Annotated in this window: 24 protein-coding genes; 15 read left to right on the plus strand and 9 right to left on the minus strand. The window is 70.1% G+C overall.

Annotation, left to right across the window (positions count from 1 at the left end; translation table 11 throughout):
* Nucleotides 1-85: 85 nt before the first annotated feature.
* The 7 genes from LXM64_RS14705 (at nucleotide 86) to LXM64_RS14735 (ending at nucleotide 7,340) form a co-directional block, all read left to right on the plus strand.
* Complete coding sequence (locus tag LXM64_RS14705; RefSeq protein ID WP_234073862.1) at nucleotides 86-1,012, plus strand: SDR family NAD(P)-dependent oxidoreductase; 927 nt, start codon at nucleotides 86-88, stop codon at nucleotides 1,010-1,012.
* A 64-nt stretch (nucleotides 1,013-1,076) separates the two neighbouring features.
* Nucleotides 1,077-1,964, plus strand: a complete 888-nt coding sequence (locus LXM64_RS14710) for an amidohydrolase family protein (protein WP_234073863.1) — start codon at nucleotides 1,077-1,079, stop codon at nucleotides 1,962-1,964.
* A 3-nt stretch (nucleotides 1,965-1,967) separates the two neighbouring features.
* The gene (locus LXM64_RS14715) at nucleotides 1,968-3,161 is read left to right on the plus strand and encodes an acyl-CoA dehydrogenase family protein (RefSeq protein WP_234073864.1); all 1,194 of its coding nucleotides are present in this window, start codon (nucleotides 1,968-1,970) and stop codon (nucleotides 3,159-3,161) included.
* A 23-nt stretch (nucleotides 3,162-3,184) separates the two neighbouring features.
* Nucleotides 3,185-3,637 (plus strand): MaoC family dehydratase, encoded by a 453-nt coding sequence (locus LXM64_RS14720; RefSeq protein WP_137418751.1) that lies wholly within the window; start codon nucleotides 3,185-3,187, stop codon nucleotides 3,635-3,637.
* A gap of 50 nt (nucleotides 3,638-3,687) precedes the next feature.
* Nucleotides 3,688-5,220 (plus strand): o-succinylbenzoate--CoA ligase, encoded by a 1,533-nt coding sequence (gene menE, locus LXM64_RS14725; RefSeq protein WP_234073865.1) that lies wholly within the window; start codon nucleotides 3,688-3,690, stop codon nucleotides 5,218-5,220.
* 2 nt (nucleotides 5,221-5,222) lie between these two features.
* Complete coding sequence (locus LXM64_RS14730) at nucleotides 5,223-6,140, plus strand: alpha/beta hydrolase (protein ID WP_234073866.1); 918 nt, start codon at nucleotides 5,223-5,225, stop codon at nucleotides 6,138-6,140.
* A gap of 78 nt (nucleotides 6,141-6,218) precedes the next feature.
* Nucleotides 6,219-7,340: a DUF4232 domain-containing protein gene (locus LXM64_RS14735; protein ID WP_234073867.1), complete on the plus strand. Its 1,122-nt coding sequence runs from the start codon at nucleotides 6,219-6,221 to the stop codon at nucleotides 7,338-7,340.
* Between the two features lie 10 nt (nucleotides 7,341-7,350).
* Here the strand turns inward: LXM64_RS14735 and LXM64_RS14740 are convergent, their stop codons facing one another.
* The 9 genes from LXM64_RS14740 to LXM64_RS14780 all read right to left on the minus strand — a co-directional run bounded on the left by LXM64_RS14740 (nucleotide 7,351) and on the right by LXM64_RS14780 (nucleotide 14,506).
* Nucleotides 7,351-7,704, minus strand: a complete 354-nt coding sequence (locus LXM64_RS14740; RefSeq protein WP_234073868.1) for a hypothetical protein — start codon at nucleotides 7,702-7,704, stop codon at nucleotides 7,351-7,353.
* A 45-nt stretch (nucleotides 7,705-7,749) separates the two neighbouring features.
* Complete coding sequence (locus LXM64_RS14745; protein ID WP_234073869.1) at nucleotides 7,750-8,133, minus strand: hypothetical protein; 384 nt, start codon at nucleotides 8,131-8,133, stop codon at nucleotides 7,750-7,752.
* A 171-nt stretch (nucleotides 8,134-8,304) separates the two neighbouring features.
* On the minus strand, nucleotides 8,305-8,607 hold the full coding sequence (locus LXM64_RS14750) for a hypothetical protein (RefSeq protein WP_234073870.1): 303 nt from the start codon (nucleotides 8,605-8,607) through the stop codon (nucleotides 8,305-8,307).
* Nucleotides 8,608-9,046: 439 nt separating this feature from the next.
* Nucleotides 9,047-9,883 (minus strand): PaaX family transcriptional regulator C-terminal domain-containing protein, encoded by an 837-nt coding sequence (locus LXM64_RS14755; RefSeq protein ID WP_234073871.1) that lies wholly within the window; start codon nucleotides 9,881-9,883, stop codon nucleotides 9,047-9,049.
* Between the two features lie 7 nt (nucleotides 9,884-9,890).
* A complete protein-coding gene (locus tag LXM64_RS14760; protein WP_137418744.1) occupies nucleotides 9,891-10,691 on the minus strand; it encodes an ABC transporter ATP-binding protein in 801 nt (266 codons plus the stop codon).
* Nucleotides 10,684-11,508, minus strand: coding sequence for an ABC transporter permease (locus LXM64_RS14765; RefSeq protein WP_234073872.1), 825 nt, complete (start codon nucleotides 11,506-11,508; stop codon nucleotides 10,684-10,686). Before LXM64_RS14765 ends, LXM64_RS14760 begins: the two co-directional genes overlap by 8 nt.
* On the minus strand, nucleotides 11,505-12,344 hold the full coding sequence (locus tag LXM64_RS14770) for an ABC transporter permease (RefSeq protein WP_234073873.1): 840 nt from the start codon (nucleotides 12,342-12,344) through the stop codon (nucleotides 11,505-11,507). The genes LXM64_RS14765 and LXM64_RS14770 overlap by 4 nt, the downstream gene beginning before the upstream one ends.
* A 59-nt stretch (nucleotides 12,345-12,403) precedes the next feature.
* Nucleotides 12,404-13,390 (minus strand): ABC transporter substrate-binding protein, encoded by a 987-nt coding sequence (locus LXM64_RS14775; protein WP_234073874.1) that lies wholly within the window; start codon nucleotides 13,388-13,390, stop codon nucleotides 12,404-12,406.
* Between the two features lie 207 nt (nucleotides 13,391-13,597).
* Nucleotides 13,598-14,506, minus strand: a complete 909-nt coding sequence (locus LXM64_RS14780) for an oxidoreductase (RefSeq protein ID WP_234073875.1) — start codon at nucleotides 14,504-14,506, stop codon at nucleotides 13,598-13,600.
* Between the two features lie 24 nt (nucleotides 14,507-14,530).
* Between LXM64_RS14780 and LXM64_RS14785 the strand changes: the two genes are divergently transcribed.
* The 8 genes from LXM64_RS14785 (at nucleotide 14,531) to LXM64_RS14820 (ending at nucleotide 24,536) form a co-directional block, all read left to right on the plus strand.
* A complete protein-coding gene (locus LXM64_RS14785; protein WP_234073876.1) occupies nucleotides 14,531-15,415 on the plus strand; it encodes a MurR/RpiR family transcriptional regulator in 885 nt (294 codons plus the stop codon).
* The gene (locus LXM64_RS14790; RefSeq protein WP_234073877.1) at nucleotides 15,415-16,275 is read left to right on the plus strand and encodes an EamA family transporter; all 861 of its coding nucleotides are present in this window, start codon (nucleotides 15,415-15,417) and stop codon (nucleotides 16,273-16,275) included. Before LXM64_RS14785 ends, LXM64_RS14790 begins: the two co-directional genes overlap by 1 nt.
* A gap of 61 nt (nucleotides 16,276-16,336) precedes the next feature.
* Nucleotides 16,337-18,583: an ATP-binding protein gene (locus LXM64_RS14795; RefSeq protein WP_234073878.1), complete on the plus strand. Its 2,247-nt coding sequence runs from the start codon at nucleotides 16,337-16,339 to the stop codon at nucleotides 18,581-18,583.
* 337 nt (nucleotides 18,584-18,920) lie between these two features.
* Nucleotides 18,921-20,420: an aldehyde dehydrogenase family protein gene (locus LXM64_RS14800; RefSeq protein WP_234073879.1), complete on the plus strand. Its 1,500-nt coding sequence runs from the start codon at nucleotides 18,921-18,923 to the stop codon at nucleotides 20,418-20,420.
* Nucleotides 20,417-21,514: an NAD(P)-dependent alcohol dehydrogenase gene (locus tag LXM64_RS14805; RefSeq protein WP_234073880.1), complete on the plus strand. Its 1,098-nt coding sequence runs from the start codon at nucleotides 20,417-20,419 to the stop codon at nucleotides 21,512-21,514. The genes LXM64_RS14800 and LXM64_RS14805 overlap by 4 nt, the downstream gene beginning before the upstream one ends.
* Nucleotides 21,515-21,537: 23 nt before the next feature.
* Entirely contained in the window at nucleotides 21,538-22,311 is a 774-nt protein-coding gene (locus LXM64_RS14810; RefSeq protein ID WP_137418728.1) for an IclR family transcriptional regulator, read from the plus strand.
* 133 nt (nucleotides 22,312-22,444) lie between these two features.
* On the plus strand, nucleotides 22,445-23,467 hold the full coding sequence (locus tag LXM64_RS14815) for an amidohydrolase family protein (RefSeq protein ID WP_137418727.1): 1,023 nt from the start codon (nucleotides 22,445-22,447) through the stop codon (nucleotides 23,465-23,467).
* A 49-nt stretch (nucleotides 23,468-23,516) separates the two neighbouring features.
* Entirely contained in the window at nucleotides 23,517-24,536 is a 1,020-nt protein-coding gene (locus LXM64_RS14820) for an ABC transporter substrate-binding protein (protein ID WP_234073881.1), read from the plus strand.
* Nucleotides 24,537-24,554 lie beyond the last annotated feature (18 nt).

Below are 24,554 nucleotides of genomic sequence, written 5' to 3' on the forward strand. Positions count from 1 at the left end.
AGATCCTAACAAAAGGTGCGGGAAACAATAATTGACAATTTCAACTAGTCCCGTTTCAATGAGAGCACGAACGAAGGAGTCCCCCATGTCCCTCGACGGCAAAGTCGCCATCGTCACCGGATCCGGCCGCGGCCTCGGCCTCGCCTACGCCCAGGAGCTCGCCCGCCAGGGAGCGCGCGTCGTCGTCAACGACGTGGATGCGGCCACCGCCGCCGAGGCGGTGTCCTCGATCGAGCGCGAGGGGGGCCAGGCCGTCGCGGTGGTCGCTCCCGTGGGCTCGTCCGAGACGGCGAAGGAGCTCGTCCGCACGGCCGTCGACACCTACGGCCGGCTCGACATCCTCGTCACCAACGCCGGCGTCCTTCGCGACACCGTGCTCTGGAAGATGAGCGACGAGGCCTTCGACACCGTCATCGACGTACACCTGCGCGGCACGTTCACGTGCGTCCGCGAGGCCGCCACCTACATGCGTGAGAACGAGATCGCCGGTCGCATCATCTGCATCGGCTCGCCGACCGGTCAGCGCGGCAACTTCGGCCAGACCAACTACGCCGCCGCCAAGGCCGGCATCGTCGGCATGGTGCGCACCTGGGCGCTCGAGCTCAAGAAGGCCGGCATCACCGCCAACGCCGTGATCCCCGTGGCCGCCACCGCCATGACCGCGACCCTGCCGTACTTCGCCGCGGCGGTCGAGGCGGAGGAGGCGGGTGAGCCGATGCCCGCGTTCTACCGTCACGACCTCGGCTTCGGAACCTCCGACGACGTGGCCGGCCTCATCGCCTTCCTCGCCTCGGATGCGGCGGCGAACGTCTCCGGCCAGGCGATCGGCGTCGGCGGCGACCGCATCCAGCTCTGGTCGCACCCCGAGCCCGTGGTCACCGCGTACCGCGAGGGCGGCTGGAGCGCGGCGGCGCTCGAGTCGGAGTTCGCCGACCTGGTCGGCGACAACCTGCAGTCGGTCGGTGAGCGCTTCCCCGCCCTGCCGGAAGAGCTGCAGCGCCCCCGCCCCTGAGACTCGAGGGGTCTGGTGAGACCGGGCCCCTCGCACCACGCATCCCCGACGACGAGGAACGCCGATGACCACGCGCTACGAACCCGCGATCGACCTGTCCGCCATCACGGCGATCGACGTGCATGTGCACATCGAGGTCGACGCGCACGGACACTCCTCGCTTCCCGACGATCTGGCCAAGGCTGCCTCCGCGTACTTCAGCGCCGACGTGGGGCGCCCCGATCTGGACGCGGTCGCCGCGTACTACCGTGAGCGCTCCATGGCAGCGGTGGTGTTCACCGTGGACGCGCAGACGGAACTGCAGCATGCGGCACTGTCGAGCGAGGAGATCGCGGAGGGTGCGGCGCGCAACAACGACGTGCTCATCCCGTTCGGCTCCGTCGACCCGCGTCAGGGGCAGGCCGCGATCGATCGCGCGCGACACCTGATCGAGGACTACGGCGTGCGCGGCTTCAAGTTCCACCCCACGGTGCAGGGCTTCGACCCGAGCGACGAGCAGTACTTTCCGCTGTACGAGACGATGCAGGCGACCGGCGTGGTGACGCTCTTCCACACGGGGCAGACGGGCATCGGCGCGGGGATGCGGGGCGGCCGCGGCTTCCGCCTCGCGCTGTCGAATCCGATGCTGCTCGACACGGTCGCAGCGCGGTTCCCCGACCTGCAGATCATCATGGCCCACCCCTCGGTGCCGTGGCAGGACGAGGCGATCTCTGTGGCGACCCACAAGCACAACACGTGGATCGACCTGTCGGGCTGGAGCCCGAAGTACTTCCCGCCGCAGCTGGTGCGGGCGGCGAACTCGTTTCTGAAGAGCCGCATCCTGTTCGGCTCGGACTTCCCGCTGCTCACCCCCGACCGGTGGCTGCGCGACGTGGCGCAGATCGAGATGAAGCCCGAGGTCATGCCCGGCATCCTCAAGGACAACGCCGCTCGTCTGCTCGGACTCGGATAGCCCATGAATCCGAGACTGCGCAGCGAAGCGCCTTTCGGTCACGACGCTCTCGGGTACGCCGAGGCGATGCTCAGCGAGGGCGCCCGCGCTGCCCTCGCCCGCCTCGACGACACGTTGCGCACCCGGATCGCGCCGCTGCTGCCCGCCGCGTGGGAGAGCGCGACCCTGCCGGCCGCCGTCATCGACGCCCTCGCGCCTCTCGATCTGATGCAGCCGGTCGGCGTGGAGCCGTCAGAGGCCGCATCCTCCGTCTTCTCCGGCTACCGCGCGTTCGTCCTCGCCCGCACCGACGTGTCGGTCGCGACGGCGTACAACGCGCAGTCGGGACTGTTCCGCACCGCCGTGCGCCGCGGCGGCTCGCCCGAACAGGTCGCCGCGCTGGACGACGCGATCCGCAGCTTCGCGCTGCGGGGCGTCTTCGCACTGACGGAGCCCGACCACGGCTCCGACATCGCGGGCGGGCTCGCCACGACCGCCACGCGCGAGGGCGACGGCTGGGTCATCGACGGCGCGAAGCGGTGGATCGGCGGCGCCGACACCGCCGACGTGCTCGTCGTGTTCGCACGCGCCGCCGACGACGGCGAGGTCAAGGCATTCCTCGTGCCCCGGGACGCGCCCGGCGTCACGCTGACCCGCATCGAGGGCAAGATGTCGCTGCGACCCATGCAGAACTTCGACATCCGCCTCGACGGCGTGCGCGTCGAGGAGAGCGCGCGGCTCCAGCGGGTCGACAGCTGGCGCGACGTGGCCGAGATCCTGCGATCGCTGCGCTCGGACGTGGCCTGGATCGCGACGGGCCTGCAGGCCGGCGCCCTGGATGCGGCGGTCGCGTACGTACGCGAGCGCGAGCAGTTCGGTTCGCCGCTGGGCGGCTTCCAGCTCGTGCAGGAGAAGCTCGCTCGCATCCTCGGCAACCTGACCGCATCCCTCGGCATCGTCACGCGTCTGTCCGCCCGACAGGATACGGGCGTGCTGCGCGACGAGGACTCGGCGCTGGCCAAGATGCAGACCGCCCGCCTCGCCCGTGAGAGCGTCGCGCTCGCCCGCGAGGTGCAGGGAGGCAACGGCATCCTCCTCGAGCACGGCGCCGCACGGTTCTTCGCCGACGCGGAGGCCGTCTACTCCTACGAGGGCACACACGAGATGACCGCCCTGATCGTCGGGCGCGGGCTCACGGGCTCCTCCGCCTTCGTCTGAACATCCACCGAAAGGAACCCATCATGACCACGACCGCCGCATACGCCGACGCCGCATCCCTCGCGGGCACCGACCTCGGCTTCACCGACTGGCTCGAGGTGACCCAGGACCGGGTGAACCTCTTCGCGGACGCGACCGACGACCACCAGTGGATCCACGTCGACCCGGAGCGCGCCAAGGAGGGCCCTTTCGGAGGTCCGATCGCGCACGGTTTCCTGTCGCTGTCGCTGACCGTGAAGTTCTGGTCCGAGCTGTTCGATCTCGAGGGCGTCAGCACCAAGGTGAACTACGGCCTCGACAAGGTGCGCTTCGTCTCGCCCGTCGCCGTCGGCGCCCGCATCCGCGGCGGCGCCGTCATCGCCGAGGTCACCGAGGTACCCGGCGGATACCAGTTCGCGGTCGACCAGACGATCGAGATCGAGGGCGCCACCAAGCCCGCCGTCGTCGCCCGCGGGCTGTACCGCTTCTACGCCTGACCCCTCCCCTCCGGGCTGCGCCCCGAACCCACCATCACGAGGATGCAACGATGCATGATCACGGACTGGGATCCTGGATCACCAAGAGACGACTGAAGAGCCCCGGCAAACCCGCGATCATCGTCGACGGCGGCGAGACGCTGTCGTACGGCGAGTTCGCCGACGCCGTCGATCGCACGGCGGCCGTGCTGCGCGAACGCGGCGTCGGCAGAGCGGATGCGGTGGCCTACCTCGGCGAGAACAGCCCGGCGTTCCTTCAGGTGCTCTTCGCCTGCGCCCGACTGGGGGCCGTGTTCGTGCCGGTCAACACGCGCCTCGCGGCACCCGAGATCCGGCATGTGCTGACCGACTCGGGCGCCCGCGTGCTCATCCACGACCCGGAGTTCGCCGAGCGCATCATCCCCGGGATCGAGGCCGCATCCATCGGCGAGGTCATCCTGACCGGTGAGGGGATCTCGCACCATCCGGGCCTCGCCGCGCTGGTGCGGGACGCCGACGGCGCCTCCGTCGGGACGACGGCTGTGACGCTCGAGGATCCCGCGGCGATCGTCTACACGTCCGGCACGACCGGGCGAGCGAAGGGCGCGGTCCTCACGCACGGCAACCTCACCTGGGTCGCGTTGAACTGCATCATCGACTACGACGTGGTCTCGACCGACGTCGCGCTGATGATCTCGCCGCTGTTCCACGTCGCCGCCCTCGGGATGGGCGCGCTGCCGGTGGTGCTCAAGGGGGCGGCCCTCGTGCTGGAGAAGGGATTCGACGCCGGTCGCGCGCTGACCCTGATCGAACGACACCGCATCACGATGCTCAGCGGCGTGCCCACGACGTACCAGCTGATGGCCGATCACCCTGACTGGCCCACGACCGACCTGTCGAGCCTGCAGAAGCTGACGTGCGGCGGTTCGGCAGTGCCCACCCGCATCCTCAACGCCTTCGAGGCGCGGGGGCTGTCGTTCTCGCAGGGGTACGGCATGACCGAGACCTCGCCCGGCGCCACCTCCCTGGCACCGGCGATGACCCGCGCGAAGCAGGGCAGCGTGGGCCTGCCGCACTTCTTCACCGAGGTGCGCGTGACCGACGACACGGGCGCCGTCGTGCCTGCGGGGACGGTCGGGGAGATCGAGATCGCGGGACCCAACGTGTTCCCCGGATACCACGGGCTCCCGGACGAGACGGCGGCGGCGTTCCGCGAGGACGGCTGGTTCCGCTCCGGCGACCTCGGCTATCTGGACGAGGACGGCTACCTCTTCATCTCCGACCGACTGAAGGACATGATCATCTCCGGCGGAGAGAACATCTATCCCGCCGAGGTCGAGAACCTGATCAACGACATCCGGGGGATCTCCGGGGTCGCCGTGATCGGCGTTCCCGACGAGCGGTGGGGCGAAGTCCCGTGGGCCGTGGTCACCGTCAAGGAGGGCGCCGAAGTCACGACGGAGTCCGTACGCACCCAGCTCGACGGTGTCCTCGCCCGGTACAAGCTCCCCAAGAACGTCGTCGTGGTCGAGGATCTCCCGCGCACCGCATCCGGCAAGGTCCGCAAGGCCGCGCTGCGTGAGCTGTTCGGACGGAAGCACTGATCATGTCGCTGCTGTCGCGCCCCGCCGTCGCACGATTCGTCGCGCGGCGGTTGCAGAAGGCGATGCCGCGCATGATGGCGGCCCAGACGGGCGGACTCGACCCGCGCGAGCGCCTGCCGGAGTTCACCGCCGAGCGGCGCGAGCTCATCATCCCGGCCGACCCGCCCGCCCCCGCCGTGATCTACCGCGCGGCGGATGCGACAGCCCACCCCGGCGTGCACGTGAACTTCCACGGCGGCGGCTACATCCTGGGCCAGCTCCACGGCGACGACGCTCTCTGCCGCGCGATCGCGAGCCGGGCGGGGGTGGTGGTGATCGACGTCGACTACGCGGTGGCGCCCCAGCATCCGTTCCCGACCGCGGTGCACCAGGCGATGCGGGTCGTGCAGTGGGCGATCGACAACGCGGACGCGCAAGGGTGGGACGCCACGCGGCTGACCGTCGGCGGACAGAGCGCGGGCGGGGCGATCGCCGCCGCGGTCGCGCGGCAGGCGCTGGATGCGGGCGGTCCCCGCATCCGTCTCCAGGTGCTGCACTACCCGCCGCTCGATCTCACGGTCCCTGCGGTCGAGAAGCACTCGCCGCTCACGAAGCCCCTCCTGCGACCCTGGATGTCCGAGGTCTTCGACAGCTCGTACGTGCCCGACCCTCGAACGCGAGCCGATCCGCTCGTCTCACCGGCGGGCGTGTCCGACACCGCCGATCTCACGGGCATCGCCCCGGCCGTCGTCATCGCCGCATCCGACGACATCCTGCGCGACGAGGACGAGCGCTACGCCCGGCGCCTCGAGCGCGTGGGAGCCCTGGCTGAGTTCTGGCAGGTGGAGGGCGCCGACCACGGCTACGACGGCGGCGACGACGCGCTCGCACGGGAGAACTACCTGCGTATCGCCGAGCACATCCGCGCCGCGCAGGGCTGATCGCTCGCCCCGTTCGCGAACGACCGGCACGCTAGGCTCGCGAAGTGGCCGTCCAGCGGCCGACGGGGGAAGAGACGGATGCGGAGATCACGCGAGATCTGGCTGGTCGCCGCCACGGCAGGGCTCCTCTGGTTGCTGGTCGTCGCGCTGGCCGCCGCAGCGTCGCTCACGCCGTTGCAGCGCGTGCAGCAAGCGGCCCTGCCGACGCCGAGCCCCTACGTCTGGTCCTGGCCCGCCCCGTGGTCTCTGCTCTCCCCTCTCGTCGCGGCCCTCGCCGTGGCTGCCTGTGTCGCAGCCGCCTTGCACGTCGTGCGCCGTCGGGAGTCGTTCGCCGTGACCTGGCTCGCGGTCGTCGCGGCGGGTGCGATCACCGGGATGACGATCGATGTGCAGCTCGTCTTCGGCACGCTCGTCACGCACGGCTGGGCTCTGTGGGCGCTGGATCTCGGCAGCCGCGCCGCGATCGGTGCCTACTGGGGCCTGCTCTACGGGTGGCTGCCGGCGCTGCTCGCCTCGCGCCTATCGCGACGGGAGGCGCCCGGCGACGGCCCCGGTGGAGCGGTACGACTCCGCAGCTCTCTGGCCGTGGGAGCTGCGGTCGCGACACTCGTCCTGCTCGTCGCGACGCAGACACTGGGCGACGAGGCGTCTCAGGCCCAGGTGCGGGCTGACCAGGCGGCCGCGGAGCCGGCTCCGGCGGACGGTTCGATTCCACCCGATCCACAGGCGGAGGGCGATCCGGTTCCGGAGCGCTCCGCGGGCGCCGGCGTGACGGACGCGGACGGCTGCACTCCGGATCGCGCCATGATCCTGAAGGGCGAGCCCGATGCGGCGACCGGGCATCGGGGGCTCCGCCTCGAGCTCATGAACTTCTCCGATGCTCCCTGCACGATCGAGGGGTATCCCGACGTCGCGTTCGGCGACCAGAACGGTCATCTGCTCGACTCCACGATCGAGCATGGCGGTTCCTTCATGGCGACCGATCCGGGGCCCGCATCCGTCGTCGTTCCGGCGGGTGGCTCAGCGGTCGCCTACCTCGGCTGGGATGCCCAGTCCACCCACGGCGTCATCATCGCGCGCACGCTGTGGGCGGCGGTCGTCGCGGGAGAGACGCGCGGCTCCTGGCCGGTCGAGCTCGATGTGGTCGCGGGCACAGCCGTCGCAGTCACCGCATGGCAGGCGCCGGGAGACGCGCCCTGACCGCGAGGAGTCAGCGCTGCTCTCGCTCGGGCTCCTGGCCGATCGCGTCTGCGAGCGGGTCGACGGGCAGTGCGCCTCCGATCTGCGAAGTCGGCTTCGCGTCCCGGTGCGGATGTGTGGGTGCGCTGCGACCCAGATACGCGTCACTGTAGGGATCGGACGCGTAAAGATCGTCGCTGTCGATCCTCTTGCGGCGGCGGGGCCGGAATGACAGGAGCGACACCGCACCCAGGCCGAGGACCGCGCCGATGATCACCGCCCAGAGCGGGATCCGCCATGCGAAGGCGATGGACGCCCAGTACAGCCCGAAGCCGCCGAGGACGATCGCGACGATGAGCGCCCGCCGCCAGCGATAGAGCGCCATAGTCCACGGTAACCCGGGGTCGCCGGCGCGTCCAGGGCCCTCCGTTCAGCCCTCGAGCCACCGGAGAACCACGTGCACGTCGGAGGGAGCTGCCGGATCGTCCACGGAGATCTGCGCGGTATACGCCCCCGCATCCGGCAGCCGGATCTCCGCCAGCTCCCCGGAGAGGAAGCTCCCGAAGCGCACCACGGGCGTCGGCAACGACAGGGTGTGCTCGAACACCCTCTCCCCGTGTGAGGCGACCTCATCGATCAGCACGCGGACTGTGACGTCTCCGGCGAGGTCCTCTCGGGTCGCCACCATGATCGCGGAGTCGGTTGCCACGGCCGGCTCGTCGCCGGTCACCCACTCGGGAAACTCCGCGCCCTCCGAGGCGAACAGCACGACCTGCGCGTTCAGCGGCGTCACCGTGATCTCGGACCGGCTCATCTTCGTCTCCCTCCCGGGATGGCCAGGCTACTGCGCCTCGGTCACAACTCAGCCGCATCCGTCCGCCTCCCCGCGCCCGAACTCCTGCAAAGCCGGCCAGCGGCACCCCCGACAGCCCGAGACAGGCGGGTTCTGCAGGAGTTCGGGCGCGACCGACCTCGTCCTGTCCGCTCAGCAGGGCGGAACGAGGAACAGGTCATGAAGGCTGATGCGGTGCTTCACGTCGCGCATCTCGCGGGGCGCCAGCCAATGCAAGGGGGTCCGAAACCACGGGCGGAACAGGACTCGCTGAAGAAGGACGACGTTGTTGAAAGCCAGCCACGCCAAGAACGACCCCAGACGAACCGGCCGCGGAAACGTGAAGGGCACGCAGACCAGCCACGCAACGAACCCCACCGGGATCAGCACCCAGAGCATCACGCTGTGAAGCAGGATCACGAGAATCCCGGCGAGCTTCGAGTTTCCCGACCACACGAGATCCCCCTCTTCGCCGCCTGCCGGTCGCCCGCCGGTTCGCCAATCGTGCCACTTCCCGGAGCCAGTCCCCGCAGTCGTCTCCCGCCTCCGCGTCTGAACTCCTGCAAAACCGCCCACCGACCGCCGGGGACCCCGTAACGAACTGGTTCTGCAGGAGTTCGGGCACGACTCAGCCAGAACCGACACCACCGGCGGCACCCCACACCGAATCGGCCGGTTCCGGCTGAGCTGTGCCACATACCCGTCGTGCCCACCGCACACCCGAACCGAACTCCTGCAGAACCGACCACCAGCACCCGGGAACCCACGAACGGGCAGGTTCTGCAGGAGTTCGGGCACGACGCAGCCGGAACCAACACCACCGACGGCACCCCGCACCGAATCGGTCGGTTCCGGCTGAGCTGTGCCGCAAGCACCCGCGGACAGGTGTCGGGGATCAGTCTCCGGGGATGGCGGCGGTGAGCGCCTCCGCGGCCGCGGCCGACCAAGCCGCACGGCGGGCACGGTAGATCTCCGTGGTGCGCTGGGCGGGCCAGTCCTCGCCGAGGTAGTCGAACGGCAGACGCGGGTCGCTGCGCAGCAGCTCCAGCCAGTCGGCGACGAGCATCGTCAGCGCCGCCAGCGGCGGGGCCTCGATCGTCTCGGCGGTGTTCCACTCCGTGGCGAACCGCTCGTGCGCGGCACGGATGCGGGCGAGATCCCATGCGGTGCGCGCCGCATCCGCCACCGGGAACGCGGCGAGGTCCCGGGCGCGGAACGCGATCACCGCGCCGGCCGGCAGCTCCTCTTTGAGGCCGCCGAGGGCCGCGACCAGGTCGACCTCTCCCGGCGCGATCCAGAGTCCGTCGCGCACCGCGGCGAACCCCTCCCACGCGAGCGCCGCGCGCAGGCGGTGGCGGAGCGTGCGCTGGTCCTCCGGAACCGTGAAGGTCACGAGCGTCCATCCGCTGCCCACCGGGTCGAACGGATGCGGCGAGTGCACGCGCTCGGACGCCTCTTCCAGCACCGCGCGCCCCTGTTCCGTGAGGGCGAACTCCACGCCGCGACCGACCCGTGCGCGCGAGAGCAACCCGGTCACGGCCATCCGGTCCAGGGCGGCCCGCGTGGTGGGAGCGGCGACTCCCGCGCTCTCGAGCACGTCGAGATAGAAGCTGGCTCGGACGGGACGGGAGATCCCGCGCTCGAGCAGCTCGCCCAGCAGGGCGAGCAGCAGGCGCTGCGGCGCGCGCTGGGTCGCTTCGACCTCTCGCGAGAGGGATTGCACCGATGTCACCGACATATCATGCGGCCGGACGGACGGCCTCGCCGCGCTTGGCGCGCTGGATCTGCTCGTACACGTGCGTGCGCAGCTCCGTGAAGCGGGGCAACGCACGCGTCGTGATCTGGTCGCGCTCGGGCGCGAGATCGATCACGAGATCCTCCTGCACCCATGTCGGCGACTTGGAGAGCACGACGACCCGCTCGCCGAGGTAGACCGACTCGTCGATGTCGTGCGTCACGAACAGGATCGACATGCCGCGCTCCAGGTGCAGGCGCCGCACGAGGTCCTCCAGGTCCGCACGCGTCTGCGCGTCGACGGCCGCGAAGGGCTCGTCCATGATGAGCACCTCGGGCTGGTAGGCGACGGCGCGCGCGATCGCGACGCGCTGCTGCATGCCGCCGGACAGCTGCCACGGGTAGCTGTCAGCGGCGTGGTCGAGGCCGACAGCGAGCAGCGCGTCGTCGATGAGAGCGTTGCGCTCGCTCTTCGAGAGCTTCTTGTGCTTCAGCGGCAGCTCGACGTTGCCGCGCACGGTGAGCCACGGATACAGGCTGCGTCCGTACTCCTGGAAGACGAGCGCCATGTTCGGCGGCGGCGCGGTGACCTGCTTGCCGTCGAGCACCACGCTGCCCGCGGTGGGGCGGAGCAGACCCGAGATGCACTTGAGCAGCGTGGTCTTGCCGCATCCGGACGGACCGACGATGCACACCAGCTCGCCGCGGCGCATCGAGAAGTCGATGTCGCCGATCGCTTCCACGACGCCCGTCGAGGACTCGTAGACCTTCTTCAGGTGTTCGACCTGCAGGAGCGTCTCAGGCACGCTCGACCTCCTTGATTCCGTGGTACCAGCGCAGGACCCTGCGCTCGACGATGGTGAAGATGACCGACAGGACGATGCCGACCAAGCCGAGCAGCACGATGCCGCTCCACATTTCCGCGATCAGGTAGTTGCGCTGGAAGTAGGCGATCTGGAACCCGAGGCCCGATGAGGAGAAGAACATCTCGGAGATCACCATCATGATCAGCGCGACCGACAGCGTCTGACGTACGCCCGCCATGATGCGGGGGCTCGCCGCCGGCAGCACGAGCGAGAACAGGCGCTGCGCGGGAGTGAGCGAGAACGACTTGGCCGTCTCCGTCATGACCGAGTCGGTGCCGCGCACACCGTCGACGGTGTTCAGCAGGACGGGCCACAACGATCCGAAGACGATGACGACGATCTTCATGTTGTCGGTCACGCCCAGCAGGGCGACGAAGACGGGGATCAGCACGGGCGGCGGGATCGCGCGGAAGAACTCCAGCAGCGGCTCGGCCAGCTCGCGCAGCCACCGCGTGAGGCCGATGAGCGTTCCGACGGCGACGCCGATCACGACCGCCAGCACGATCGCCAGGGCCAGGCGCGTCAGGCTCGGCACGACGTCGGTGAGGAACGCCGGGCCGACCCAGGTGTTGACGAAGGCCTCGGCGATCCGCCCCGGCCCGGGGAAGAACTTGCCCGGGGCCACGGTGCCCCACACGCCCCAGATGATCAGCAGCACGATCGGCAGGGCGAGCGCGTAGGCGGTGCTCGTGGCAAGACGTGCCCACACCCGCGGTGCGCGCGGCGGCGTGCGGACGGTGCTCGTGTACAGGGTCACAGCACTTCCTCCCCTCGCACCGACTGGTGCCAGGCGAGCGCACGGCGCTCGAGCACACGGAAGACGAGATTGATGATGAGGCCGAGCAGACCCGTCACGATCACGACGGCGTAGACCGTGGCAATGTTGCCGTTGCTGGCCGCGAGGATGATGACCTTGCCGAGACCGGGATTGCCGATCGTCATCTCCGCGGTGATCGCCAGGATGAGGGCGACGGATGCGGCGAGTCGCAGCCCGGTGAAGATGTAGGGGAGCGCGGTCGGGAGCACGAGGGAGCGCAGCTGCGCGGCGCGCGTGAGGCCGTAGCTGCGCGCGGTGTCGCGGGCGACCGTGTCGATGTCGGCGACGCCGTACAGCACCTGCACGAACACCTGCCAGAAGCAGGCGTACACGATGATCACGAGCGCGGCGGGGATCTGGATGCCGTACGTCAGGATAGCCAGCGGGATGAGGGCCACCGAGGGGATGGGGCGCAGGAACTCCACCATGGTGTTGGTTCCCCGCCGCAGCACCGGGACGAGTCCGATGAGCCCGCCGAGCAGGATGCCGAGCACCGAGGCGATCGCGAGACCGATCGCCCAGGCGGTCAGGGTGCGCCCGATGTTGCGCCAGAACTCGAGGTCCGCCGCCATCGTGCCGAGACGCGTGAACGTGTCGACGGCCGAGGGCAGCTGCGACGGGTTGATGAGACCGGCAGCGGAGATGAGCTGCCAGGCGCCGAGGAACACGACGACACCGAGCAGTCCGAGCAGCGGAGCTCGAAACGAGCGTCGGCGGCGACGACGCGGCACGACGACCGTCGACGTGTGCACCGGCGCAGGCGGAGCGAGGGTCATGGGGGGCCTTCCGGAGGGGATGCGGGGGATGCGGCGCGTGCCGCATCCCCCGCTCGGGATCACTGCGGCTGGATCAGCTTCGTGAAGTCGGGCTCTGCGTCGATGTACTTGTACTGCACAGCGAGGGCGGCGAGCTTCTCGATGCCGGCGTCGTCGAGGTCGGAGGTGAAGTTCGGCAGCGTGATGGCGGCCGCCGCGGCTTCCGGGATCTCGAGGTTCTTCACGATCGCGGCGCGCACGGCGTCCTCGTTGTCGGTCGCGTACTGCTGGGCCTCGGCCATCGCCGCCGCGTAGTCGGCGACGAGCTGCGGGTCGGCGTCGATCTTCTCCTGCGTGGTGAAGTTGGTCAGCACCGTCAGACCGGGGATGGTGGCCTGGTAGGGCGAGACGACGTCGACGCCACCGCCGGAGACGATGAGCCCGCGGAAGGGGTCCGGCACCCAGCCGGCATCGATGTTGCCCGCTTCGAGCTGCGCCTTCACGTCGGGGAACGCGACCTCGACGAACTCGATGGTGGACGAGTCGCCGCCGGCGTCGTCGACGGCCTTGCGGATGGTGAGGTCACCGGCGGCGCCGATGCTGTTCACCGAGACGCGCTTGCCGGCGAGGTCGGCGGGGCTCGCGATGCCCGAGTCCCCGAGGGCGACGACGGAGTTGACATCCTCGCCGTCGGCGTGGCTCGAGGCGTAGTTGCTGAAGATCACGACGCCGAGATCCTGCAGGGCGGCGCGGATCGGGCCCATGGGCTGACCGATCGCGAAGTCGATGTCGCCGCTGAGCAGCGCGGGGATGGCCTGTGCGCCGCCCTGGGCGGGAACGACCTCGACGTCGAGGCCGTGGTCCTCGAAGATGCCGGCATCGATGGCCGCCCACAGGGCGCCCGTCTCGGCGATGGGGAGAGCGGCGACGCGCACCTTGCGCACCTCGCCGCCTCCCGCGGTGGAGTCACCCGAGGGGGACGTGGCGGGCGCGGCGGAATCGGTGCAACCGGACAGGGTCAGAGCGGCCACGGCTGCAAGAGCGATGGCGGCAAGGGTCTTCTTCATCGAAGTGCCTCTCAGTGACGGGTAAGCAGGACGCCAACGCGAAGCATCCGTCACGCGGAGTCACCACCTCGAGTCCCCGACGCGTCGGCACCGCAGCGTGCTGACCCCCTCATGGTGCGGGTTGCAGCGGGCGAAAGTCAAGAGATTCGTGACGCCCGTTTGCTTTTCGTTGAATCCGTGTCGGGCGTCAGCCCATGTTTCTTCACCTCACCCCGGACCGTCGCTCGCCGCGGCCAGCAGCGGCACCACGACATCGCCGATCGGTGTGGGCAGCCCGTGGCGGCGCGCGAGACGCACGACGACCTCGTTGCGGACCGCCCACTCCAGCGGTCGGCCGGCCTCGCGATCCACCAGGATCGACGTGCCCATGTCCGCCGGCGCACCCCGGAACCCCGTCAGGATCTCCTCCAGGGTGCGGTCATCGATGCGCGCCCCTTCGGCGCGCGCGACGCGCCCGCATTCACGCAGGTACGCCAGAGCAAGCCCCGCGATGTCCGGCCGCGCGAACATCCCCGACCGCCGACCGGCGAGCACCATCAGGCCCGCGGTCGCGTTCTGCAGGAGCTTGCGCCACGCGGTCGTGACGTAGTCATCCTCGAGCTCCACCCCGCAGCGCGTACCGCGCAGCGTCGACGCGACGCGAAGGGCCGCGGGGATGCGCGGCAGGCTGATGCGCGCGTCGCCGCGCAGCAGAACCGCGCCGTCAGACTGTCTCTGCGCGGGAAACCACACGACCGCCGGCACGATCTCGGTACCGCTCGGAACCAGTGGTGCGACGAGCTCGACCTGCTCGATGCCGTTCTGCAGGACGCAGACCACGCTTCCCCGTCGGCAGAGGGCCGGGAGCCAGTGCGCCGCAGCCTCGAGCTGCGTCGCCTTCACCGCCAGAAACACGATGTCTGCGACGGTCACAGATCCTCCGGATTCCGTGCGCACCGGGCCTGGCACCTGGATGCGATGCTCACCTTCCCGGAACTCCAGGTGCGTCCGGCCGGTGCGGCCATAGAGTCGGGGCGTCCGTCCGACTTCATGGAGCGCGGCGGCGACGGTCGTGCCGATGGCTCCCGGCCCGACGACGGCGACGGTCGGCGGATTCGAATCTTCACGAGCTGACATAGATTGAACGTTACGCTGTTACGCGTGTCTTCCCGCAAGAGTAACCCTGTTACTGAATCTGCCGAGCCGCTGCAACAGTGGCTCGGGGCGGTACGCGCCCGCAGCGGCGACCTCGCGACCAGCGAGGCGAAGGTGATCGCGCTGCTGATCGGCGACCCGCTCTTCGTGGGGACGAGCACCACTGCTCAGGTCGCGGCCAGAGCAGGCGTCTCGGCTCCGAGCGTGGTGCGCGCGGCGCGCGCCATCGGGTTCGAGGGGTTCGCGGATCTGAAGCTGGAGATCGCGCGGGCTCGCGGCAGTGCGGACTTCTTCGCCCCGCCGCCTTCTCTTCATGCGGACAGCGATGCCGCGAGCGTCATGGACAACGCCGTCCGATCCGGAATCGACGCACTGTCAGCGATGCGAGGCGCGCTGATCGCTGACGACGTACGCGCGGCGGTCGAGGCGATCCGCGATTGCGGTCAACTGCTCTCCTACGGCGCGGGGCCCTCGGCCACGGTCGCCGCCGACGCCGTCTTCCGGATGCGGGCGCTGGGTGTGCGCACGGCGGGCGTCGTCGACCACGAGTCGGCGATGATCGCTGCCCGCCTCATGAGCCCGGGCGACGTGTCGGTCATCGTCAGTTCGACGGGCCGCACGCAGACGACGCTGGGCGTGGCCGACGCCGCGGCATCGTCGGGCGCCACCGTCATCGCGATCACCGACCGCCGCGCCACTCCTCTGACGGAGCTCGCCGGCATCACGCTCCTCACGGGAGCGGCTCCCCTCTCGACGCAACTGGCGGCATCGGCGAGCCGCCTCGCACAGTTGACGGTCGTCGATGTGCTCGTTGCGGCACTCGCGCTCAGTGATCCGGAACGAGTCCGCCGGGCGGAGCGCGCAGGCATGGACCTCCCCGACATGGCCTGATGCCCGTCGGAACGTTCGCGATCGTTCTGCTCGCAGCTCTCGCGCACGCCGGCTGGAACCTCGCGTCGAAGTTCAAGCGCGGCGACACCATCCTCTTCGTCGGCGCGTACACCGTCGGTTCGGCGATCCTGTGCGCACCGCTCGCCGTGTGGTTCGCTGCAGCCGGCATCCAGCCGATCACGCCGACTCTGATCGGCGCGAGCGCTGTCTCGGCCGCGCTGCATGCGGGGTACTCCCTCGCCCTGCAGGCCGGCTACGATCGCGCCGCCTTCGGTGTGGTCTACCCCGTCGCCCGGGGCAGCGGCCCCCTGCTCTCGATGGGGGTCGCGGTGGCGGTGCTGGGTGAGCGGATCGGTTGGACGTCGGCCGTCGGCGGTTTGCTCGTGGTCGGCGGGATCCTCGTCGTCGCCGGTGATCCTCGGAAGATGCGCGGGGGCGACGCGCGAGGCGGTCTGCTGTGGGGCGTGATGACGGGGATCGCGATCGCGGCCTACACGCTCTGGGACGCCCACGCGGTCGGCCGACTCGACCTCGCACCGGAGAGCTACTACGCGGGGACCCTCCTCTTCCAGTGCGCCATGCTCACCCCCGGCATCCTGCGGCGTCGCACGCGGGTGCGCACGACGCTGCGCACGGACTGGCGGCCCATCATCCTCATAGCGGTGCTCTCTCCGCTCGCCTACATCCTCGTGCTCACGGCGATGCAGGACTCGCCCGTCGCCCTCGTCGCACCGCTTCGGGAGTCGTCCATCGTCATCGGATCGCTCGTCGCCTGGCGTCTGTTCGATGAACACGACCTGGGTCGCCGTGTCATCGGCGCGGTGATCGTCCTGGCCGGCATCGTCGTCATCGGACTGTGAGCGCTCATCGATCCCGTTCCATTCAGCGGGATGCATAATCGGTGCAGACGAAGGGGTCTGGATGATCGCCGAACCGCGCAGCGAGTTCGTCGGCCGAAAGGCCGAGCTCGACACGATCGGCGTGCTGCTGCGCACCGGCCGTCTGGTGACGCTCACCGGCGTGGGCGGCGTCGGGAAGACGCGTCTGGCCGCGCGGGCGGCCAACCGGTTCGCCGCCACCACGGGGGTGACCGCCTGGTTCGTCGGACTCGACAGTCTCCAGGATGCGCGGCGCGTGCCCCTGGCCGTCGCACGGGCTCTGCCCCTCGGCGAGCATTCCGCCCGCGACCCGCTCGACTTCCTCGCCGACGTCCTCTCCGACACGCCTTCTCTGGTCGTCCTCGACAACTGCGAGCACCTCATCGACGCGGTGGCGGCGTTCGCCGACGAGCTCCTGGATGCGGTGCCGCAGCTGACGATCCTCGCGACGAGCCGACGCCGGCTCGACGTCGACGGTGAGCAGGTCTTCGCCGTGCCACCGCTGTCGCTCGCCGACGACGCCTCTCACCCGTCCGACGCCCTCGCGCTGCTGCTCGCGCGTGCCCGCACCGCCGACGCGTCCTTCGCCCTGTCCGAGCAGGAGGAGTCGGTGGCGGAAGAACTCTGCCGCTCGCTCGACGGGCTGCCACTCGCGATCGAGCTGGCGGCGACCCGGTTGCGCTCGCTGCCGCTCTCCGAGCTCAACGGGCGCTTGTCGTCGCGCTTCACGCTGTTGCGAGCGGCCTCCCGGTCCGCCGTCGCCCGCCAGCGCACCCTCGGAGCGGTCGTCGACTGGAGCTACGAACTGTGCACCCCCGAGCAGCGCAGGGTGTGGGAGGCCATGAGCGTCTTCCGCGGACCCTTCGACCTCGCGGCCGCCGCATCGGTGGCCGAGCTCACCGAGACGCAGATCGTCGACGTGGTCGACGATCTCGTCACGCAGTCGGTCATCGAAGCCGATCGCGAGAACGGGCGCCTCCGAATGCTCGAGACGATCCGCGCCTACGGACGCCAACGCGCGGAGGAGAACGGCGCGTGGCCGGTGCTGCTGCATCGCCACCTCGAGCACTACCGCCGCCTCGCCGACGCCGCGGACGGACGGTGGTACGGACCCGATCAATCGCGCATCATCGCGACCCAGCGTGCGGATCGAGCCGAGCTTCAGGCCGCGCTGGGCACCGCGACGACCGTCGATGCCGACACGGCGCTCGCGCTGTTCGCCGCGCTCCGGTACCACTGGGGCGTCGGAGGGTTCCTGCCGGAGGGACGCGCGTGGGCGACGCGGGTGCTGGCGCTGCCCGGTGCCGGCGCGGCGCCGCGGATGCGGGGTTCGATCACGGCGGCGTGGCTGTGTCTGCTGCAGGGCGATCTGGACGAGGCGGATGCGCACCTCCGCGACGCCGAGGCGCTGCTCGCATCCGTCCCCGAACCGGAGCGCGTCGTGTTCACGGTGGAGCTCCAGCGGTGGCGTGGAACGCACGCGCTGTTCTCTGGCGATCCGGCGACAGCCGTGGTCGGCTTCGAACGCTCCATCGGCGGCGCCCTGGGCGCAGGCCTCCCGAACGAGGCGCTGCTCGCCCAGTTCCAGCTCACGACGGCACGAAGCCACCTCGGCGAGCGCGCGGCGGGGACCTCGGCCGAAGCGGCCGCGCGGCACAGCGAAGCGATCGGCGAGATGTGGATGCGCTCGCTCGCGCTGTGGTCGCTCGCGTTGGCCGCATTCTGCGACGGTGAGCTCGATCTCGCCGAGACGCGGGCGCGCCAGTCGTTGCGGGCCGAGGACGGTATCGATGATCCGGTCGGGGACTGCCTCGTGCTCGAGCTGCTGAGCTGGATCGATGCGGCGCGCTCACCGACCGAGCGCTCGGCCGTGCTCCTCGGGGCGGCCCGCATCCGCTGGCGCCGCGTCGGCTCCGACATCGCGGTGCACGGACCGCAGATGGCGGCCCACCACGAGCGATGCGTGGCCCGGGTGCGCGCCCGCCTCGGCGACCGCGCGTTCGAGCGCGCCGCTGCGGTCGGCGAGCGCCTGACCCCTGTCGAGGCGGTGTCGTTCGCCGCTTCCGCCCGCGGCGCTGCCGGCGGGCTCAGCGAGCGCGAGCGGGAGGTGGCGGCCGGCATCCACGAGGGGCTCAGCAATCGTGAGATCGCCGAGCGGCTCGTTCTGTCGGTGCGCACCGTCGACACCCACGTGCAGCGCATCCTCGGCAAGCTCGGCTTCGGCTCACGCGCCCAGATCGCGGCGTGGTTCGAGTCCACACGCGCTGCGGTCACGGGCGAGGTTACGTAGTCCTACGGATACCGCGGCTCCGGGCGCCGACCGACACTGAGCGTCAGACATCGTCGTCACGGAACCGCCGCCCTGCGCCGGCTCCCCGGATCAAGGAAGACCGGAACATGAGCGAGAACCCGCATGTGCTCCTCGTCCACGGCGCATGGGTCGGGGCCCGGGAGTTCGCCTCCGTCGTCCCCGCGCTGCAGGCACTCGCCTGGACGGTCGAGACGAGATCCTGCGCCTCGCCACCGGGCATGCACCGTTCCAGGAGGACCCGCGCGGCTTCGTCGACGCGCTGTCACGCGTCGCCGCGAGCGCACCGGCCTGACCCCACCCATCGAAGGAGCACCTCATGACCCTCACAGATCCTGCATCCACCGTCGCCGGCACCGGCGAGCGCGCACGGGGCCGGCTGTTCATCGGCGGCATCTGGCGCGACGCCTCCGACGGCGCCGTGATGGACGTCATCTCCCCCGCCACCGGCCGCAAGGTGGGTGAGGTCGCACGAGCGACGACGGCGGACGTCGACGACGCGGTCGCCGCCGCCCGAGCCGCCTTCGACTCCGGCGCCTGGTCTCGCCTGTCGAGCAGGGAACGCGCCCGCATCCTGCAGCGTGCGTACGCGCTCATGCGCGAGCGGACGGAGGAGCTCGCACAGGCGGAGAGCCTGGATGTCGGCAAGCCCATCACGTTCGCGCGCATCGTCGACGTCAACAACGCTGCGGAGCTCTACGAGTTCTACGCGAGCCTCGGCCACCATCTCGACGGCGATGTGCGCGAGACGACCGGCAACACCCACGCCTACGTGAAGCGCGAGCCGATCGGGGTCGTCGCGGCCATCACGCCGTTCAACTTCCCCCTCATCCTCTCGAGCTCCAAGATCGCCCCCGCTCTCATCGCCGGGAACACGATCGTGCACAAGCCCGCGAGCGACACCCCCCTCTCGGCCCTCATCATCGCCGACATCCTGCAGGAGGCGGGCGTGCCCGACGGGGTCTTCAACGTCGTGACGGGGCCCGGAGCCGCCCTCGGCGACCACCTCGTCGGCCACCCGGACGTCGACAAGGTCGCCTTCACGGGTTCGACGGAGATCGGCGCCCACGCGGCGGCCATCGCCGGACGCACGCTGAAGCCGTTCACGGCCGAGCTCGGCGGCAACGCGGCCAACATCCTGTTCGCCGATGCGGATCTGAACGCGGCGATCAACACGGTCATCTCGGCTTTCGTGTTCAACTCCGGGCAGTTCTGCATGGCGGGCCCGAGGCTTCTCGTGGAACGCCCGCTCTACGAGACCGTGCTGGGCACCCTCGCCGATGCCCTGCCACACGTGCCCTTCGGCGACCCGGCGGATGAGGGCACCGTCATCGGTCCGCTCGCCAGCGCGAACCAGCTCGAGAAGGTCGCGGCGATGGTGGACCGCGCCCGCGCGGCGGGGGCACGCATCGTCACGGGCGGCGAGCGCGCCGAGCTCGGCGGCGGCTTCTTCTATCGCCCGACCGTGATCGCCGACGTGCCGAACGACGCCGAGGTGGTGGCCGAGGAGGTCTTCGGTCCCGTCCTGACCGTGCAGGCCTTCGACACCGAGGAGGAGGCGATCGCCCTCGCCAACTCGACGCCGTACGGACTGGCCTCCGGCATCCAGACCGCTGATCTCGCCAAGGCGCACCGCGTGGCCGCGCGCCTGGATGCGGGCATCACCTGGGTGAACGGCTGGGCGCTGCTCGATCCCTCCGTGCCGTTCGGCGGCGTCAAGGCCTCCGGATGGGGGCGCGAGAACGGACCCGAGGCGATGGCCTCGTACCAGCGCACCCACTCGATCGTCTTCAACCTCGAGACGGGAGCATCGGCGTGACCGCCGGTCGCGCCGCCGTCCTGCAGGACGGTGCTCTCCGGGTCGAGGATGTGGAGTACGGGGCTCCGGGTCATGGCGAGGTGCTCGTGCGGCTAGTGGCGACCGGGCTGTGCCATACGGACCTCGGTGTGATCGCCGGCGGCATCCCGTTCCCGACCCCCGGCGTCATCGGGCACGAGGGCGCGGGCATCGTCGAACAGGTCGGGGCGGGGGTCGACTCCGTGGCACCCGGCGATAAGGTGCTGCTGAGCTTCACCTCGTGCGGCGCGTGCAGCGGATGCGCGGGCGGGCATCCCGCCTACTGCGAGACCTGGCAGGCGCGCAACCTCTTCGGCCTGATGCGCCCCGACGACTCGGGAATCATCACCCACGACGGCTTCCCGGTGGCGGGCCATTTCTTCGGGCAGTCCTCGTTCGGCACCTACGCGATCGCCGACGAGCGCTCCGTCGTCGCGGTGGATGCGGACGCCGACCTCACGGTGCTCGCGCCGCTCGGCTGCGGCATCCTGACCGGATTCGGCTCGATGTGGAACGTGCTGGATCCGGGCCCCGCCGACACCGTCGCGGTCTACGGCTCCGGCGCCGTGGGGCTCTCGGCGATCATGGCGGCCGCGCATCGCGGCCCCGCCGCGCTCGTCGCGATCGATCTCGTCGACGAACGACTCGCGCTCGCACGCCGGCTCGGCGCGACCCACACGATCGATGCCGGCTCCGAGGACATCGCGGCCCGACTCGCCGAGATCACGGGCGGACGCGGCATCGGCCTGAGCTTCGACACGACCGCGAGCCCCCGCGTCGCGCGCGGCGCGCTGGACGCGGCCGCCATCCGCGGCACGGTGCTCGTCTGCGGAGCACCCCCTCCCGGCACGGAGATCCCGGTGGACATCCAGAGCATCCTGACCGGAAAGGTGCTGCGCGGCGTGACGATGGGCGACACGCTGCCGCAGCAGCTCATCCCGGAGCTCGCCCGGCTGCACGCCGACGGTCGGTTGCCGCTGGAGCTGTTGGAGAAGACGTACACGCTCGACGAGATCGAGCAGGCGGTCGCCGACATGCACCACGGTGTGACGGTCAAGCCGGTCATCGTGTACTGACGCGTCGCGCATACGATGTCACGATGTCGATGACGACATCGGAACCCCCTCCCCCACCCGCCCTCGCCTCGGTGGACCATGCGCTGCGCCTGCTGCTGCTGCTCGGCGATCGACCCGAACTCCGTGTGACCGAGGCAGCCGCGCGCCTGGGCGTGGCCGCATCCACTGCACACCGTCTGCTGACGACCCTCGCCGCCCGTGGCTTCGTCACCCAGGACCGGATCTCGAAGGTCTACCGGGTGGGACCGGCGCTGATCGAGATCGGAGTGCACAGCACCAGCTCCATCGACCTGCGCGCTGCGGGCGAGCCGCACCTCAAGGTGCTCAGCCAACGGATCTCCGAGACGGTCAATCTCCTCGTCCGGCAGGGGGACTCCGTGCGCTTCGTCGCGGGCTTCGAGGCGGACCAGCAGGTGCGCACGCAGGTGTTGACCGGCGCGCTGCTGCCCGCCTACGCCACGTCGGGAGGCAAGGTGCTGTTGGCGGAGCTGTCCCGCGAGGAGCTGCGCGCGCTGTACCCGCGAGGTCTGCGCCGCCTGACCCAGCGCACCCGGACCTTCACTCAGCTCATGGCGGAGCTTCCGCTCGTGATGATGCGCGGCTTCGCCGTCAACGACCAGGAGAGCCGCGACGGACTGTCGGCGATCGCCGTGCCGCTGCGCGCTCGGGACGGACGTGCGATCGCCGCGGTGGCCATGTCCGCACCCAGCGCGCGCCTGGGCGCGGAGCGGATGCGGGAGCTCGTCGTCGAGCTGCGCGCGTGCGCGTCGGCGATCCGCGGCGATCTGGCTCGGTGACCTCCCCGCACCCGCCCGGATTCCGCAGGGCGGAATCCGCACCCGCGCGCCCTTGCCCGCTTCCGGCGACGGGGATTGGCTTGCTCGCGTTCCGGCCACGACGAGGTGAGCCGGCGAGAGAGGATCCGAGCCGATGAAGATCGACGCCTTCTGCCACCTGTTGCCGGCCGAGTACGCCAAGCGACTCTTCGCCATCGACGACAGCCCCGTGGCGCGCAACATCCAGAAGCGGGTGAGCGGCGTTCCTGCCCTCGTGGACATGGACGAGCGGTTCCGGATCATGGACGAGTTCGGCCCCGACTACCGGCAGATCGTGAACTCGGCAGCGCCGCCGCTCGAGGATCTCGGACCCACGGCGCGGACGGTCGAGCTCGCGCGGATCGCGAACGACGGGATGGCGGAACTCACCCGCGACAACCCCGACCGCTTCGCCGGCTTCTGCGCCGCGGTGTCGCTCAGCGACGTCGATGCCGCGATCGCGGAGGCCGAGCGCGCCTTCGACGAGCTCGGCGCGGTGGGCGTGCAGATCTACACGCACGTCAACGGCGGGCCGATGGACCAGGAGCGGTTCTTCCCGTTCTACGAGGCGGTGGCCGCACGCGGCGACAAGATGATCCAGGTCCATCCCTGCCGCGACTCCAGCTGGTCCGACTACAAGACCGAGGCGCGCTCGAAGTTCGAGATCTGGTGGACGTTGGGCTGGGAGTACGACCTGTCGGCGTTCATGTCCCGGCTCGTGTTCTCCGGGGTGTTCGAGAGGCTGCCCGACATCAAGATCCTCATCCACCACGGCGGCGCGATGATCCCCCACTTCGCGGGCCGGATCGGGCCGGGATGGGATCAGCTCGGCTCACGCACCCCCGCCGATCAGGCGGAGGACATCGAGGGGTATCCCCTCACCGAGCGCCCCATCGACGCGTTCCGCCGCTTCTACGTCGACACCGCCTACTTCGGCGCCGGCGACGCGATGCGCACCGCCATCAAGTTCTTCGGCGTCGATCACACGCTGTTCGCCAGCGACACCCCCTTCGACCCCGAGAAGGGTCCCGGATACATCCGCTCCACGATCGCCAACCTCGAGGAGATGGACATCATCGACGACGCCGACCGGGCCGAGATCTACCACGGCAACGTGTCGCGTCTGCTGGGGCTCTGACACCCGCACCACCCGACCGAGCTTCCGCTCACACAGAAAGAGGCAGACAATGACGTTCCTGACCCTCCGCCGGACCGCCGCCCTGGCCGCGGCCGCACTGATGACGCTCTCCCTCGCGGCCTGCGCGGGCGCCGCCGAACCCGCGGGCGGTGACGAGACGGGCGCTCCGGAGAAGGCGAATCTGACCATCGCCATCAACCCGTCCTCGCAGTTCGCACCGCTGTACTACGGGATCGAGGAGGGCATCTTCGAGAAGCACGGGCTCACTCTCGAGATCACCCCGCAGACGGATGTCGCCTCGATCGTCTCGGGCGTCGCCAGCGGGACCTACGACTTCGGCTTCGCCACCGTGGTGCACGTGCTCACCGCGAACGCGAACGGCATTCCGCTGCGCGCGGTGTCGACGATCGAGGGGCAGATCCAGCCCGACGACGAGGGGACGATCACGATCGCCTCACCCACCTCCGGGATCACCGACTACGGCGATCTCGAGGGCAAGCGCGTCGCCACCGTCGGACTGTCGTCCCACAACACGCTGACGCTGTGGGAGCTGGCGAGCCGCGACGGCGTGGATGCGAGCTCGATCGAGCTCGTGCAGATGCCCTTCGGTCAGATGGCGGCAGCTCTCGCCAACGGCGATGTCGATGCGGCGGTCATGCAGTGGCCGTTCGCGGCCGACGCGCTCTCGGCCGGCGGTGTGACGCTCGGCTACAACAACCGTGAGATCTTCAACGGCGCGGCGACGACGCTCTTCAACACGTCGCAGTCGTTCATCGACCAGAACCCGAAGACCGTGCGAGCGTTCTCGGACGCGATGATCGAGTCGATCGAAGGCGCGTCGGCGGACGAGGATGCGGCCCGCTCCGCGCTGGAGAAGGGGATGGGCGTCACCGCCGAGCAGGCGGCCGCCGCGCGCTGGAACATCGGCGGCGACCCCCACCTGACCGTCACCGGATTCGAGACGGCGCGCGATCTGCTCGTCAAGTTCGGTACCGACCAGTCCCTGACCGACGCCCTGAAGAACCTGGACGTCGACTCGGTGGTCTGGCCCGGCGCATTGGAGAACTGACGTGACGTCGCACTCCTT

Source organism: Microbacterium binotii, assembly GCF_021398715.1.
GTDB classification, from domain to species: domain Bacteria; phylum Actinomycetota; class Actinomycetes; order Actinomycetales; family Microbacteriaceae; genus Microbacterium; species Microbacterium binotii_A.